We start from the raw sequence: 15,226 nt of genomic DNA on the forward strand, positions 1-15,226 counted from the left end.
AGCCGCCGCATTGTGTGACGCGTCAGCCGGGCAGGTAACGCCGGAGAGTTCGATTCGGCCCGCGCCGTAGGACAGACTGTTGCCGTGAGCAACTCTCCCCGGACCGGTTTGGCCATCGCAGGACTCAGCCTCGGCACGGCGCTGAACCCTTTGAACTCCTCGATGATCGCCGTCGCCCTGGTGGTGCTCCGCGCGGATTTCTCGCTCGACGTCGCCACCGTCACCTGGGTGGTCACCTCGTTCTACCTCACCTCGGCGGCGGGCCAGCCGCTGATGGGCAGGTTCGCGGACCGCTTCGGCCCGCGCCGGCTGTTCCTGCTGGGCATGGTCCTCGTGGCCGTGACCTGCGCGTTCGCCCCGTTTGCGCCGAACTTCGCGCTGCTGTGCGTGGCCCGGGCCTTCATGGCGCTCGGTACCGCGTCCGCGTATCCCAGCGCCGTCGTCATGGTCGCGGCGCTGGCCAAGCAGGCCAAGGTGCCCTCCACCCGGCCGCTGGGCCGGATCCAGATGGCCAACACCTCCGCCGCGGCCGTCGGCCCCGTGGTGGGCGGCCTGCTGGTGAGCCTGGTGGGCTGGCAGGCGCTGTTCCTGATCAACGTTCCGCTCGCCGTGGCCTCGATCCTGATCGTTCGCCGCTTCGCCCCCGCGGACCAGCGGCGCGAACGCGGCCGGGTGGTCGAGCTGCTCCGCGACTCGGACCTGCCGGGCATCGGGGCGTTCATCGGCGCGCTGGTGCTGGTGATGATGGCGCTGCTGAACGTGCTGCCCGGCTACCGGTGGTGGCTGCTGGGCGGCGGACTGCTGCTCGCCGTGCTGTTCGCGGTACGGGAGCTGAGGTTCAGCCCGCCGTTCCTGGACCTGCGGCTGCTGGGCCGGAACCGGCCGCTGCTGCTGGTGTACCTGGGTTTCGCGCTCTTCAGCGGCGTGTACTACTTCGCCTTTTTCGGCCTGCCGCAGCTGCTGCAGACCGCCGGCGGCTACGACCCGGGAATCGTGGGCCTGCTGATGCTGCCGCTCGCCGCCATCTCGGTGGTCGGGACGCCCTTCGCGGTCCGCGCCATCGACAGGTTCGGCGTGCGGCGGGTGCTGATCGCCGGCGTCGTATTGCTGATCGCGGCGTCCGGCACCATGTGGCTGCTCACCGCTTCCCTCGCCGCGCCACTGGTGCTGGCGATGACGGCGCTGCTGGGGGTGCCGTACTGCGTGGTCAGCATCGCCTCGAGCCAGGGCATGTACCTGTCCACCCGGCTGGAGGAGCGCGGCGTGGCCGCCGGGATCTACCAGACCTGCCGCTACCTCGGCGCCATCACCGCGACCGTGCTGATCGGCATCTTCTACGGCACCGGGGTCACCCAGGCGAACTGGGGGTTGATGGTCTTTGTCATGCTCGGCCTCGGCGCGGTGGTGTTTGTCGTCTCGCTGCTCTGGCGGGAGCGCCGGCCAGCCTAGGACGGGCGGGCCGGGCACGCCCGACCATCCTTGACGCCCGTGCCGCCTTAAGCCTATGTGTGAGCAGAGCCACAAAAAATTTGCCTGAGCACCTTCGGGACGCCTATAGTCAACTTAGTGGTTCGATAATAGAACACCAAGTTCTATTATCGAACAAACTATATTTTGACGGCGACAGCCAGCCCTACAACGACGTAAGGAAATCCCGTGCACTTCCACCACCACGGCTATGTATCCGGGGACCCGCGGGTCCAGCCCGCCGCCGGCGTCGGCGTCGACCGCCCGGCAGAGCTTCCCGACGTCGTCGACGTGCTGATTGTCGGCACCGGGCCCGCGGGCATGGTCGCCGCCGCCCAGCTCTCGCAGTTCCCCGACATCACGACCCGGATCGTGGAGCGCCGGCCGGGCCGGCTCGCCATCGGCCAGGCGGACGGCATCCAGGCCCGGAGCGTCGAGACGTTCCAGGCCTTCGGCTTCGCCGAGCGCATCACCGCCGAGGCGTACCGGATCACCGAAATGGCGTTCTGGAAGCCGGACCCCGCGGACCCGTCCCGCATTGTCCGCGCCGCCCGCACCCTCGACGACCCGGCCGGGATCAGCGAGTTCCCGCACCTGATCGTGAACCAGGCCCGCGTCCTGGACTACTTCGCCGAGGTCATGGCCAACGCTCCCAGCCGGATGAAACCGGACTACGGCTACGAATTCCATGGGCTGGAGGTCGGCGAGGGGGAGTACCCCGTCACCGTGACGCTCGCGCACACCTCCGGCCCGGATGCGGGCACGGAACGCATCGTCCGGGCCAAGTACGTGGTGGGCGCTGACGGTGCACGCAGCAAGGTGCGGGACGCGATCGGCTGCACCATGGCCGGCGACAAGGCCAACCACGCCTGGGGCGTGATGGACGTGCTGGCCAACACCGACTTCCCGGACATCCGCACCAAGTGCGCCATCACTTCCGGCGCCGGCGGCAGCATCCTGCTGATCCCGCGCGAGGGCGGCCACCTCTTCCGGATGTACGTGGACCTAGGGGTGGTCCCGGAGGGCGACGCCGGCGCGGTGCGCAGCACCAGCATCGAGCAGATCATCGCCAAGGCGAACGCCATCATCCACCCCTACACGCTCGACGTGCGCAACGTGGCATGGCACAGCGTGTACGAGGTGGGCCACCGCCTCACCGACCGGTTCGACGACGTCCCCCCGGAGCAGCTCGGCACCCGCACACCGCGCGTGTTCATCACCGGCGACGCCTGCCACACCCACAGCGCCAAGGCCGGCCAGGGCATGAACGTCTCCATGCAGGACGGCTTCAACATCGGCTGGAAGCTGGGGCACGTGCTGGAAGGCCGCAGCCCGGAGAGCCTGCTGGCCACCTACTCGGCCGAGCGGCAGGTGGTCGCGAAGAACCTCATCGACTTCGACAAGGAATGGTCGACGCTGATGGCCAAGAAGCCGGAGGAGTTCGACAGCCCCTCCCAGCTGGAGGACTTCTACGTCAGCACCGCGGAGTTCCCGGCCGGCTTCATGACCCAGTACACCCCGTCGATGCTGATCGGCGAGGCCACGCACCAGGAGCTGGCCACCGGTTTCCCCGTCGGCAAGCGGTTCAAGTCCGCGCCGGTGGTGCGGGTCTGCGACACCAACCCGCTGCATCTGGGCCACCAGGCCACGGCGGACGGCCGGTGGCGGATCTACGTCTTCGCGGACCCGGCCGTGCCCGGTGCCGAGTCGCCCACCACGGACCTGGCCGCGTGGCTGGCGGAGGCGCCGGATTCGCCGCTCGCCGCCACCCCCGCCGGCGCCGACCCGGACGCGTGGTTCGACGTCAAGGTCATCTACCAGCAGGAGCACACGAGCGTCGACATCGGCGCCGTGCCGGCGGTCTTCAAGCCGCGGGTGGGGCCGTTCCAGCTGAACTACCTCGAGAAGGTCTACGCCGCGGATCCGCGTGCGGACATCTTCGAATCGCGCGGCCTGGACCGCGGCGGTGTCGTGGTGGTGGTGCGGCCGGACCAGTACGTGGCCGCCGTCCTGCCCCTGACGGCGACGGCGGAGCTAGCCGCCTTCTTCGCGCCGCTGCTGGGGGATCGTTCGTCGGTCTAAACGGGGTTGGACAGGCGTAACCGGACCCGACCAACCCGGGCCAAGGCGGCGCCGGGTCTAGCGGCTGGCTGACACTGACGCCGCCGGCGCTGCGGCGTCGGTGGCGTCAGAACGGTTCCGCGCGATCCCGCCGGCCACCGCGACGATGAGGCTGAGCAGTGCGGTCAGCAGCACCCCGAACCCCGGGTGCACGTGCAGCAGGGCCGCGCCGACGGTGGCGCCGCACAGGATCAGCACGACGGCGCCCAGCCGGCGGCCGGTGTGGGTGCCGGTGCCGCCGCCCAGCCGGGAATCCGCGGCCAGCCCGGTCAGCGTCGAGGTGACCACCACGGTGGTGACGTCCTTGACGGCCAGGTGCCGGGCGGTGGCCGCCTGTATTCCCATCGCGACCGCGAGCGCGCCGGTGATCGCCAGGGTGACGGGGTCGCCCGCGTGCGGGGCGTGGAAGAACAGGACGACGGCGACCGCGGCCATGGTGACCCCGACGGCGGTGAGCAGTCCCGTGGTCCGGCGGCTCCAGCCCGCGGCTTCGGGACGGAGGGCGCGGCCGCCCACGACGGCGCCGAGCATAAAGCAGGCCAACGCGATCAAGGGGCCCACCACCGGCAGGTTGTCCGCGCCGATGAGTGCCATGCCCAGAATCACGACGTTGCCGGTCATGTTGCCGGTGAAGACCCGGTCCAGGCCGAGGTAGCCCACGGCGTCGATGACGCCGGTGGAGAAAGTCAGCACGAGCATCAGGATCAGGTGCAGCCGGGCCTGGTCGGCGGACTTCAATCGTCTAAGCATGGGTCATCTTTCGTAGCTGGGGCCGGGCCGGGCCGCGGGCGTTCTGAGCTGGCAGGCCAGGCGGAGGAAGTCGGCGTCGCGGTGTACCGGACCCACAATACTCACGCCGCAGGGCAGCGCGGCTGAGCTGGACCGCGGGATGTCGGGCTTAGCCGACGACGGCGGCCAGCGGTTCGCCGTTGTAGTACTCCAGCGTCCAGCCCTGGACCGGGTGATGGTGGGCGAGGTTCAGGACGGCGTTGTCGACGGCCTGCAGCGGCCTGCCAGCTACCCGGCTCAGGCTCACCCGGAGCAACGAACCGTGCGCCACCACGAGAACCCGGCCGCCGCGGAACTCCTCCGCCAGCGCTTCCAGCCCGGCCAGGCCGCGGTCCGCGGCGTCGTCTTCGCCCTCTGCCCCGCGGAATCCGCCGGGGATGCGCAGGGCGTCGAGCTCGGGGCCGTCCTGCATGCCCTCCGCCGGGCCGTAGGAGCGCTCGACGAGTTGCGGCACGCGGCGGGCCACGCTGCGGCCCAGACCGGCGGCGATCAGGTCGGCCGTTTCCGCGGCGCGGCTGAGCGGCGAGGAGACGATGGCATCCCAGTCGTAGCCGGACAGGGCGGCGACGGCGTCCCGGGCTTGCGCGCGGCCGACGTCGTTCAGCGGAATGTCGGTGGATCCCTGGAGCCTGCGCTCCGCATTCCAGTCGGTCTGGCCATGGCGGATGAGCGCGAAGGTTGTGAGGGTCATGCCTCCATTCTGCCCTGAGAGGGGGCCGACCCCGGAAACCGGCGCTTCACCCCCCCGGGCTGACAAAAGGCCAAGCCAGGCGGTGTCCGCCTGGCCTGGCCCTTTGTCATTGCGCCGTTACGCGGGCAGTTCCAGCTCCCAGTCCTTAACGTCCGCGACCGGAGCGAACAGGCTGCCGTCGAGCTCGTCGAGCGCCTGGTTGTTCCGGACGCGGTGCGGCCAGTCCCGGGTGGCCAAGGCTGCCTTGCCCAAGGCGACGACGTCGGCGGCGCCTTCCTGAAGCAGGGACACGGCCGTTTCCGGGTCGTCGAGGTTGCCGTTGGCGATGACGGTTACTCCGGAGTGCCGCTTGGCCAGAGTTGCCAGGGACTCCGGGCCGTCCTCGAACGCCGGAGCGGCGGCCTTGTATTCGGTGGTGTGGATGAAGTCGATGCCGGTGGCCCCGAGGGCGGCAAAGATGACCTTTGCTTCCTCCGCGCCTCCGCTCCACCGGTGGTCGTTGTCGCTGACCTTGCCCTGGGAGATACGGATCCCCACGGTCATGTCCGGGCCGACGGCCTCGCGGACTGCCTGGCAAACTTCCGCGGCGAAACGCACCCTGTTTTCGGGGGAGCCGCCATAGTTGTCGGTCCTCTTGTTCAGGTAGTCGGTGAGGAACTGGTCGAGGAGGTAGCCGTTGGCGCCGTGAATCTCGACGCCGTCGAATCCCGCGGCCTTGGCGTGGAGCGCCGCGGTGACGAACCCTTGCCGGACCTCGTCCATTTGGGCGGCGGTGATTTCCGAAGGAACCGGGAAGGGCCCTTCTCCACGGTAGAAAGCCAGCTGTTCGCCCTTGGGGGCGATCGCCGACGGACCCACCGAGGACTCCACGAATCGGTTGCCCTGGGCCTGCGCCCCTGCATGCATGAGCTGGGCGAAAATCCGCGCCCCGGCGGCATGGACGCGTTCGACCACCTTGACCCAGGACTGCTCCTGTTCCTTGGTGGCGATGCCCGGCTGGAACAGGTAGCCCTGGCTGTAGCTGGTGTCCGGATAAATGCCCTCGGTGATCAGCAGGCCGAAGCCTCCCCGGGCAAACCTCTCGTAGTAAGAGGCCATTCTCTCCGTTGCATGTCCGTCCTCGCTTGCACTGACTCGCGTCATGGGCGCCAAGGCGACTCGATTGGCCAGTGTGGTGGATCCGATCTGAACAGTGGACCAAAGCGGGGTGTAATCGGGCATGTATAGCTCCTTCAAGTTGTCTAATGCAGGGGAGCCGGTTCCGCATCGGAACCTGCTCCCGTAAGTGTCAACGACACATGGCCGGGGGATATTTCCCGCGTGCCGTCTCGCTGGCTGTGGGCCGAAGGACCGGACAACCGTAGGCCCGGGGGCGGTCAGGCGAGAGCGTCGGCGGTCAGGCGTTCGCCGTTGAAGTATTCAAGCCGCCAGCCGTCGACGGCGTGGTGGTGGGCCAGGTTGAGCACGGCGTTGTCGACCCGCTGCAGCGGGCGGCCGGCCATACGGCTGAGGCTCACCCGGAGCAACGAGCCGTGCGCCACCACCAGGACACGGCCGCCGCGGAACTCCGCCGCCAGCGCTTCCAGCGCGCCCAGCCCGCGGTCAGCGGCTTCGTCCTCGCTTTCGGCGCCGCGGAAACCGCCGGGGATGCGCAGGGCGTCCAGCTCCGGGCCGTCCTGCAGCCCCTCGGCGGGTCCGAAGGAGCGTTCGGTGAGCTCCGGAACGTGCCGGTCCACGCTGAGCCCCAGCCCGGCGGCGATCAGCTCGGCGGTCTCAGCCGCACGGCCCAGCGGCGAGGAGACGATCGCGTCCCACGCGTCGCCGGACAGGGCGGCGGCGGTGTCCCGCGCTTGGCTGCGGCCGATGTCGTTCAGCGGGATGTCGGTGGATCCCTGCAGCCGGCGCTGCGCGTTCCAGTCGGTCTGGCCGTGGCGGATGAGCGCAAAAGTTGTCAGGGGCATGTTTCCATTGTGCCTTGAGCTGGTGTGGAGCCGGTTCCGCAGAATGAGTGCCCGCACCAAGAGATCCCGAGCAGGAGGTGCAGCTGCCCTCTCCCGGGTGCTGTCTGGGGCGTCCCGGTATTTGGCCGCTTCCCAGGAGACGAGTAACCCCGCCAGCGTGGTTGGCTGGCGGGGTTCCTCGTTATCGGAGCAGTTCTGGTGGTGGGGACGGATTGCTATTTAGCCACGGCTGCTGTGGGCGCTGAGGTTCTGGAGACGGTCGTGAATCCGGTTTTGGACCCGGTGACCTTGACGGTCATCGTCTTGGCGGCGTCCGCTGCGGTGAGTTTGTACGTCGCAGCGTTGGCTCCGGTGATGGCAAAGCCGGATCGGTACCACTGGTAGCGGAGCATGACCGGTGCTGGCCCCCAAGTGCCGGGCTTAGCAGTGAGACTGAATGCCACCTTTGCGGTGCCGGTGATGGTGGGCATGGCCCTAACCAGCGTTCCCTTGCCGACTGCAGCCGTCGGTGCGGAGATTCGGGAGAGGCTTGTGTAACCCGCCTTGGAGCCGGTGACTTTTACCGTCAGGATCGCACCCAGGTCCTGTGGCCCGGGAATGTATGTGGAGGAGCCGGCTCCAGTGATCATCACACCGGAGCGGTACCACTGGTATCGAAGCGTAACTGGAGTGGGTCCCCACGCGCCGGGGGCGGCAGTGAGGGTGGTTCCGACCCTGGGGGTTCCCGTGACCGTGGGAGTGGATCGCGTCAGCGCACCCTTGGCGATCGCCGCCGTGGGGGCGGACCTTTTGGCGAGGGTGCTGTAGCCGGGCTTGGACCCGGTTACCTTGACGCTGAGGGTCACCGCGAGGTCGGAGGCGCTGGGTGTGTACATCGCGGCAGTTGCGCCTGTGATGGGCACGCCGGAGCGGAACCACTGGTACCTGAGCGAAACCGGTGAAGGTCCCCAAATACCGGCATTCGCGGTGAGTGGCTTACCGACCTGAGGCGTACCAGCAATTGTTGGTGCCGGACCCGTCAAAAGGCCCTTGGTAATAGCCGCGGTGGGTGTCGATTTCACTATGACTGTCAAATAGCCGGCCTTGGCGCCGGTGACGTTCACGGTGATGGTCCATCCGACGTCGGCGGCGGTCAAGGCGTACGTCGGCGCGTTTGCAGCGGCGATTGCGACTCCTGAGCGGCACCACTGGTATCCCAATGCGATCGCGGAAGGACTCCAGCTGCCGGCGTTGGCCGTGAGCACGGAGCCGACCCGTCCGGTGCCGGAAATCGTAGGAGCGGATGCAATCAGAAGACCCCTGAACGTCGTCGTCCACGAGGAGATGGCAGTGGGAGTCAGCGCATAGCCGGGGGCCGCCTTCGCGGTAACGGTGACGGCGCCTGAGCCAGCGTGCGTGCCAGCGGAAAGTTCTTGACCCTGGATCAGGTACTGGACTCCGGTCGTGGCGGGGACTGTGAAAGTGTCGCCGGTGATGCCGTCCTTGTCGGTGAAGGTCACTGCAGCTGGTGTCACTAAGATCGCAGGAGCTTCATCGGTCACCGTGACGGTGGCCAGCGTCTTGAAAAAGGTGGAGTTGTTCCCCCAGGTGTCACTCAGCGGGTACAGCGTCACGTCCCACTGTCCTGTCGCGGCGCCCTGCGGAATCGTTATGGTGTGTTTCCAAATGCCGTCCTGCATGGTTCCGGACACCAGAGTCATGCGGCCAAAGCCCTGGCTTTGGCCACCGCCCCAGGCCCACGGGTCGGGGTTGACCCAGCTGGAAGTCATGACCGGGGCTTCGACGCCCGTCGCATCGACCAAGCGGATGGTGGTGGTAATCGTGGCCGGGCCGTTGTACAGATTGAGGTTTGTCCAAGTGACGGACTGACTAACGAGCGCTGGCCCTGACATGTCGGACGCGCGGGCCGGGGCGGCGAAGATGGTGCCCATGGATACGAACATGGCTACAAGGGCCATCACCATCACCAAAGTCCGGGCACGGTTGAAGACAAGCATGGCTTTCCCCCAATTGAGTCGCCCTTGCCGGGCTTCGTGATCCTGCAAGAACGGCAGGTATGTGAATCTTACACATGAAGCTTCAACTGTCGGGGTCTACCCGCCAGCGCGTCTGAGCACTGAGAACTTCAGGAGGGGAGAGGCATATCCCCTCCCCAGACAACTCAGCTGCGGCTAGCCAAGACCGCCTGCAATTTCTCGAACGACTCGCTCCATCCGTTGCGGTGCAGGGCCACTCGTTCCTCCGTCAGGAACGGTCCCTGCGAAAGGACGAGGCGAGTGCCGTTGCCGGCGCTCAAGATGGAGAGGTCGACGACGGTTTCCCGGTCGTCCGGCGCCGGTTCGTCCCAGCTGAAGGTGTAGACCAGGCGCCACGGAGGGTCGATCTCTAGGAACTCGCCCGAGAGGTGGAACGGTTCGCCGTCCGGTGGTGTCATGCGGAACCGGTACCGGCCGCCGACGGTCAGGTTCAGATCCGCCACGGGGATGGTGAAGCCGTGCGGGCCCCACCACCTCACCAGTTCGGCCGGTTCGGTGAGCATCCCGAAGACTTCCGCCGGGCCGGCGTCGAGCGTGAACTCCAGGTTCAGGACCAGCCCGCCGCGCTGCGAACTGCCGGTTTCTCCACTCCCGGTTGCTTCAGGCCTGGCTTCGCCGTACCTGCCTTCCTCGTCCATCCTTCAACTCTGGCACCCCGAGCGCGCTGGCGGAAGCGGATGCCTTCAACGACATGCCGGTGGTTCCGGAATGGACGGCCGCGCTGGCCATAGGAGCGGGGCAACAATGGATCAACGCGGGCCCATTGACCATCAGCAAAACCTGGAAACGAGACACGCATTCGATTCTCCGAGCCAGCCGTCAGGCTAAAATCGGAGCCGGTTGTTCGGGTTGCTGGATGGGTGTCTCGTACATCTGGTCTGACGGGCGGTCAGTGGGCTCGCACTCAGCCGTTGCTACAGGCTTCTGATGGCCGCAGCGGTTGTCCGTTCCAAGATGACCGGCGCTTCTTGCGCGGGGGCTATTGACACCGAATCCCCTTGCCAGTTAGCTTAGCTCTACTTCTTATCGATCAGATAAAAAAGTATCTCTCGACTGTAAGGACCGGCAAGCAAGTGCTCGTAGGAATCGACATTGGCGGCACCAAGACCCACATCCTTGTGGCAGCGCCGGGTATCGAGGACGTGCACATCGTGGTGCCCACTGCCGAGTGGCAGCGCAGCTATCTTCTGGGGGACAGTGCCAATGCGGAACGCCTTGTTGCCCTTTACGCCAGGCACATTGGTGCCCGTTCCGGAGTTCCGCTGGCAGTGGGGGCGCACGGGTGCGACACGGCTGCCCAGTGCGAGGCTTTCCGCGCCCAGCTGGAACTGGTGCACCCCGGCCCGGTGGACGTGGTCAACGATGCAGAACTGCTTGGCCCCGCCGCCGGCACGCAGAACCCGGTCCTGGCCGTGATAGTCGGGACGGGATCCATCGTGGTGGGGACAACGGCCGACGGCGGAAAGGTCACCGCGGGCGGGCATGGCTGGCTTCTCGGCGACCCGGGAAGTGCTCCCGGGCTCGCCCGTGAGGCGGTCCGCGCCCTCCTGCAGGCCCGTGACGAGGGCATGGAGAGGGACATTCTGGCAGAACGGCTCCTGGCCCACTGCCAGGCCGCCGATGAGACGGAGCTTTCCTACTTTTTCGCCAGCGACCTGCGGATCACCCGGTGGGGGAGCATGGCGCCACTCATCTTCGAATGTGCCAAGGAAGGCTCGCCCCTGGCAATGGCCATCGTCGATGCCGCAGCCGTGGCATTGGCCGCCGACGTGGCGCGGGTCCGGAGGCGGGGCGCCCAAGGGAACACTGTGGTCTTGGCCGGGGGCGTTGCTGTGAACCAGCCGCTCCTGCTCCAAGCGTTTCAACGCCACGTGACGGCAGACCACCCCGAACTCAACGTAGAACTACTGACTATTCCTCCTGTTTGGGGTGCCCTAGAGCGTGCCAAACACCTGACAGAGACGTCAACAATAAGAATGAAGGAGAGCAATGAACATCACCAGCCTATTGGTTAGGAAACCGCTGGCCATCGGGGCCGGCCTGCTCGCGGGGGCGCTGGCGCTCTCGGGATGCAGCGTGACCGGCGCCGGACCGTCCGGTGGAGCCACCGGCAAGGGCACCGGAACTGTACATGCCCTGTTCATGAAGCAGGCCGGCTACTCCGAGGACGACGTCGCCAAAATGGTCGGCGAATTCGAAAAGAAGAACCCGGACATCGATGTGGAGCCCACGTTCGTGTCCTACGAAGCACTCCACGACAAGATCGTCACGGCCGCCCCGGCAGGCACCTATGATGTATTCCTCACAGACGTCATCTGGCCTGCCGAGTTCGCCTCCAAGGGAATCGCGGCAGACCTCACCGGCCGCATCCCTGGGAGCTGGAAGACGGACGTTTTGGGCGGCGCCCTCGACACGGCGAAGTACGAGGACAAGTACTACGGTGTTCCCCTGTTCCCCTCCACCAAGCTCTTCTACTACAACAAGGACCTCGTAGCGAGCGTCGGAGCCAGCGAGAAGGACTTGCAGACCTGGGACGGAGTCCTCAAGGTTGCCGAGAAGATCAAGGCCAAGGGCAAGGTCGAATTCCCGTTGTCCTGGAGCTGGTCCCAGGCTGAAGCGCTGGTCTGTGACTACGCCCAGCTGCTGGGCGCTTTCGGAGGCCGTTTCACCGCCGACGACGGCAAGCTAGCCGTCAACAGCCCCGAAGGCGTTGCAGCGCTGCAGTGGATGATGGACAGCATCCACGGCGGATTGAGCAACCCGTCCTCAACGACGTTCCTGGAGGACGACGTCACCAAGTCCCTTGCACAGGGGCAGACTGCCTTTGCCCTGAACTGGGAATCGACCCTTCGGGACCTCGATGACCCGAGCATCTCCAAGGTGGTGGGCAAGATCGGCGTCATGCAGACTCCGGCTGGCCCCTCGGGCGACCGTCCCGGCGTCAACGGATCCATGGCACTGTCAATTGGCTCGCACTCAAAGAACCAGGACGCGGCCTGGAAGTTCATCGAATTCATGAGCAGCCAGGAAAACCAGGAAAAGTATGCTGCCAGCTCCATGCCGAGCTGGAAATCGAGCTACGACAAGCCCGAGGTCACCAAGACGAACCCTGAGGTATTCAAGGCCGCCGGCGCGCAGTTCGATAACCTCATCTCCCGCCCTGCCATGAAGGACTACAACCGTGCTTCGCAGGCGCTCCAGGTCGAACTCCAGAACGCCCTGCTCGGCAAAAAATCTGCCCAGCAGGCAATGGACGACGCCGTAGCCGCTGCAAACAAGGAATAAAGCGGTGTCAACTGTCACGAAAACACCCGTGCCCGCCGTCACCGCTCCGCCAGTAGGCAGGAGGCGGAGGCGACTTGAGAATCACGGAAAACTGGCCTTTTGGCTTCTCCTGCCGGCTGCCGTCGCGGTTTTCGGGGTAATTGTCTACCCGATCCTCCGCACCCTGCTGATCTCGTTTTTCCAGGTGGACTCGGTCTTGGCAGTTGACACCCCCTTCGTGGGTTTTGGGAACTACGCCTCGGCACTGGCAAGCCCGGGCTTCTGGGCTTCGATGGGGCGCACCCTGTACTTCACGCTGACATCGACGGCGCTGGAGTTGGTCCTAGGCCTTGGGCTCGCTGCGCTGCTCAATGCGCCGATGAAGTTCCGCTGGCTCTTCCGTGCTGTTGTCGTTGTCCCGTGGGCAGTTCCCACGATTGTGAACGCCGCCATGTGGAAAGGCATCTTCAACGCAGAGTACGGGGCCTTCAACGCGGTTCTCCTTCAGCTGGGCCTGATTGACCACTACCAGGCCTGGTTGGGGGATCCGTTTACCTCATTGAACATGGTCATCGTTGCCGATGTGTGGAAGACGACGCCTCTGGTGGCTTTCTTCCTGCTGGCAGGCCTGACGTCCATTCCCAAGGAGCTTTACGAGGCTGCACGCCTGGACCGGGCCGGCTGGCCGCGGATGTTCCGGTCCATCGTTCTTCCCCTGCTGGTGCCTTCAATCTCCATCGTCGTCGTCCTGAGGACAGTAGAAGCCTTCAAAGTCTTCGACATCATCTACGGCATGACGCGGGGCGGGCCGGCAAACGGTACCCAGACCATTGCCTACTACACCTATGTCACCGCCTTCTCCGACCAAAATTACGGCGTCGGGTCCGCGCTGTCCTACCTCATTGTGATGGTGATCCTCATCTTGTCCACTATTTATCTCCGCGTTCTGCGGCGGTCCGGAATGAGCCTGGTATGAGAAACGGGCGCCGCAACTCCGTCCTGATCCACCTGGCTGCCATCGTGGTGGGGCTCGCCATCATCGCGCCCTTCGCGCTCATGGTGATCGCCAGCATTTCACCCCAGAGCAACCTCATTTCGCGCCCGCTGCAATGGATACCATCCACGCTCTATCTGGACCGCTACCAGGAAATATTCACCGGCGGGGCAAACAGCGTCGGCTCCGCATTTCGGAGCGCCTTCGCCAACACGGTGATCGTTGCCAGTGGAACCGTCGCCATCTCCATGGTCGTGTCCATCCTCGGCGCCTATGCATTCGCCCGGTTGCGGTTCCGTTTCCGCGGAACCGTGCTGATGATCTTCCTGGCAACCTATATGCTGCCGCAGATCGCGTTGCTGATCCCGCTGTACCTGGCACTGAGCTCCCTGCAGCTGCTTGACACGAAACTCGGACTGATCATCGTTGACTGTTCGCTTGTCATCCCGTTCACGCTGTGGATCCTGAGCAACTACTTCGTCACGATCCCCGAAGAGCTGGAAGAAGCTGCCCTGATTGACGGGTGCGGCCGCATGGGGGCCCTCTTCCGGGTGGTGCTGCCAAGCGCGAAGCCCGGTATCTTCGCCGCACTGATGTTCTCTTTCCTGCTGGCCTGGGACGAGTTTATGTATGCGCTGATCTTCACGTCGTCGGATGCGTCCAAGACCCTGACAGTCGCCATTTCCGAGTTTGCGGGCCGGTACACCACGGACTTCGGACTGGTAGCAGCCGGAGGCATACTCGCCGCCCTGCCGCCCGTCATCATTGCCGTCATTTTCCAGCGATACATCGTCAGCGGCATGGCCGCCGGCGCAGTGAAAGGTTAATACAGTTGAGAAAGATTTCGTACGCGGATGCTGTGTCTTCGCAGCCTGAAAACCTTCGGCGTTCACTCTCCGGCCAACTGGAAGTCCTGGCCGGCCTCGAGCAGCGCTGGCTGCCCGGTGAAACTGTGGGCGTCGTCGCCATGGGGGCTTCCACTCATTCAGGCCAAGCGCTCTTGACCGCACTCGGCCAAGCAGGCCTCCGCGGAGTAAACATCACGGCATCGGACCTGGCGCTTATGCGTGAAGGGTTTGAGCCTGCCGACCACTACGTGGTGGTCTCCGAATCGGGACTGAGTCCTGAACCGATCAGCGCGGCGGAAAAACTGGCCCCCGGCCGCCGGATTGGCATCACGAATGTTCCCGATGCGCCGCTTTCCGCAGTGGTGGACCATGTCCTTCCCCTTGGTGGATTCGATGATTCGGCTGTCTACACCATCGGGTACACGGCTACGCTGCTGGCCTATTCCCGACTGCTGCGCGCCCTTACAGCTGGCGACGAAGGCCAGCCGGGATTCTTCGACAGCGAACGCATTCCGGCGCTGGTGTCCGCGGTCCTCGCTAACTACTCCGGTGCCGGGCCGAAGGCCGCCGAACATCTGCGCGAGGCACTGACGGTGGATTTTGTGGGCCGCGGGTACTCCTTGGCATCAGCGGGGGAAGGGGCCCTGATGTTCCGCGAAGCCCTTCAACTACCAACGGCAGCTTTCGATACCTACCAGTACCTGCACGGCCCTATGGAACCCTTGGGACCCTCTTCCGGGCTGGTGATCTTCGGTGACGGACGGGAACTTTCCCTGGCAGACTCCGTCCTCGACGCCGGCGTCAAGGTCGTATTGATTACGGCGGCGCCAGGGGAGGCCATCGCCCGGCCTCAACACCCCAACCTGATGGTCGTCGAGATTCCGGCTGAAGCAACGGACTTCGCCCGCGCTATTGTCGAAGCAGTTATCGTGCACCTTATTGTAGGTGCCGTCGCGGAAAACGCTGGCCTGGCCATCCAAGGCTTCCGGTACCACCAGGACGATACGAAGCTGCAACCCGTCAACCGCACCGCTTAGGACAGATCGGAAAGTGTC

At 65.5% G+C, this 15,226-nt stretch carries 13 protein-coding genes; 7 read left to right on the forward strand and 6 right to left on the reverse strand.

Going from position 1 to position 15,226, the window contains the following annotated elements; all coding sequences use genetic code 11:
• Positions 1-84: 84 nt before the first annotated feature.
• Positions 85-1,449, forward strand: a complete 1,365-nt coding sequence (locus tag ACUYM2_RS04225) for an MFS transporter (protein WP_481598938.1) — start codon at positions 85-87, stop codon at positions 1,447-1,449.
• Positions 1,450-1,656: 207 nt separating this feature from the next.
• Positions 1,657-3,549, forward strand: a complete 1,893-nt coding sequence (locus tag ACUYM2_RS04230) for an FAD-binding monooxygenase (RefSeq protein WP_481598939.1) — start codon at positions 1,657-1,659, stop codon at positions 3,547-3,549.
• Between the two features lie 57 nt (positions 3,550-3,606).
• On the opposite strand, the gene ACUYM2_RS04235 is transcribed toward ACUYM2_RS04230, so the two are convergent.
• From ACUYM2_RS04235 to ACUYM2_RS04260, 6 genes are all read right to left on the reverse strand, one after another.
• Positions 3,607-4,338, reverse strand: coding sequence for a YoaK family protein (locus ACUYM2_RS04235; RefSeq protein WP_481598940.1), 732 nt, complete (start codon positions 4,336-4,338; stop codon positions 3,607-3,609).
• 148 nt (positions 4,339-4,486) lie between these two features.
• On the reverse strand, positions 4,487-5,068 hold the full coding sequence (locus ACUYM2_RS04240; protein WP_481598941.1) for a histidine phosphatase family protein: 582 nt from the start codon (positions 5,066-5,068) through the stop codon (positions 4,487-4,489).
• Positions 5,069-5,185: 117 nt separating this feature from the next.
• A complete protein-coding gene (locus ACUYM2_RS04245; RefSeq protein WP_481598942.1) occupies positions 5,186-6,289 on the reverse strand; it encodes an oxidoreductase in 1,104 nt (367 codons plus the stop codon).
• Between the two features lie 155 nt (positions 6,290-6,444).
• Entirely contained in the window at positions 6,445-7,029 is a 585-nt protein-coding gene (locus ACUYM2_RS04250) for a histidine phosphatase family protein (protein WP_481598943.1), read from the reverse strand.
• Positions 7,030-7,244: 215 nt separating this feature from the next.
• Positions 7,245-9,026, reverse strand: a complete 1,782-nt coding sequence (locus ACUYM2_RS04255; protein ID WP_481598944.1) for a hypothetical protein — start codon at positions 9,024-9,026, stop codon at positions 7,245-7,247.
• 164 nt (positions 9,027-9,190) lie between these two features.
• Positions 9,191-9,703, reverse strand: coding sequence for an SRPBCC family protein (locus ACUYM2_RS04260; protein ID WP_481598945.1), 513 nt, complete (start codon positions 9,701-9,703; stop codon positions 9,191-9,193).
• 435 nt (positions 9,704-10,138) lie between these two features.
• On the opposite strand from ACUYM2_RS04260, the gene ACUYM2_RS04265 reads away from it, so the two are divergent.
• From ACUYM2_RS04265 to ACUYM2_RS04285, 5 genes are all read left to right on the forward strand, one after another.
• On the forward strand, positions 10,139-11,080 hold the full coding sequence (locus tag ACUYM2_RS04265; RefSeq protein WP_481598946.1) for a BadF/BadG/BcrA/BcrD ATPase family protein: 942 nt from the start codon (positions 10,139-10,141) through the stop codon (positions 11,078-11,080).
• A complete protein-coding gene (locus tag ACUYM2_RS04270) occupies positions 11,055-12,350 on the forward strand; it encodes an extracellular solute-binding protein (protein WP_481598947.1) in 1,296 nt (431 codons plus the stop codon). The genes ACUYM2_RS04265 and ACUYM2_RS04270 overlap by 26 nt, the downstream gene beginning before the upstream one ends.
• Positions 12,351-12,546: 196 nt before the next feature.
• The gene (locus ACUYM2_RS04275) at positions 12,547-13,305 is read left to right on the forward strand and encodes a carbohydrate ABC transporter permease (RefSeq protein WP_481598948.1); all 759 of its coding nucleotides are present in this window, start codon (positions 12,547-12,549) and stop codon (positions 13,303-13,305) included.
• Positions 13,302-14,150 carry a carbohydrate ABC transporter permease gene (locus ACUYM2_RS04280; protein WP_481598949.1) on the forward strand — a complete coding sequence of 283 codons (849 nt, stop codon included), beginning with the start codon at positions 13,302-13,304 and terminating at the stop codon, positions 14,148-14,150. Before ACUYM2_RS04275 ends, ACUYM2_RS04280 begins: the two co-directional genes overlap by 4 nt.
• A gap of 5 nt (positions 14,151-14,155) precedes the next feature.
• Positions 14,156-15,208 (forward strand): SIS domain-containing protein, encoded by a 1,053-nt coding sequence (locus ACUYM2_RS04285; protein ID WP_481598950.1) that lies wholly within the window; start codon positions 14,156-14,158, stop codon positions 15,206-15,208.
• Positions 15,209-15,226 lie beyond the last annotated feature (18 nt).

It is taken from the genome of Arthrobacter sp. SD1074B, from assembly GCF_056780195.1.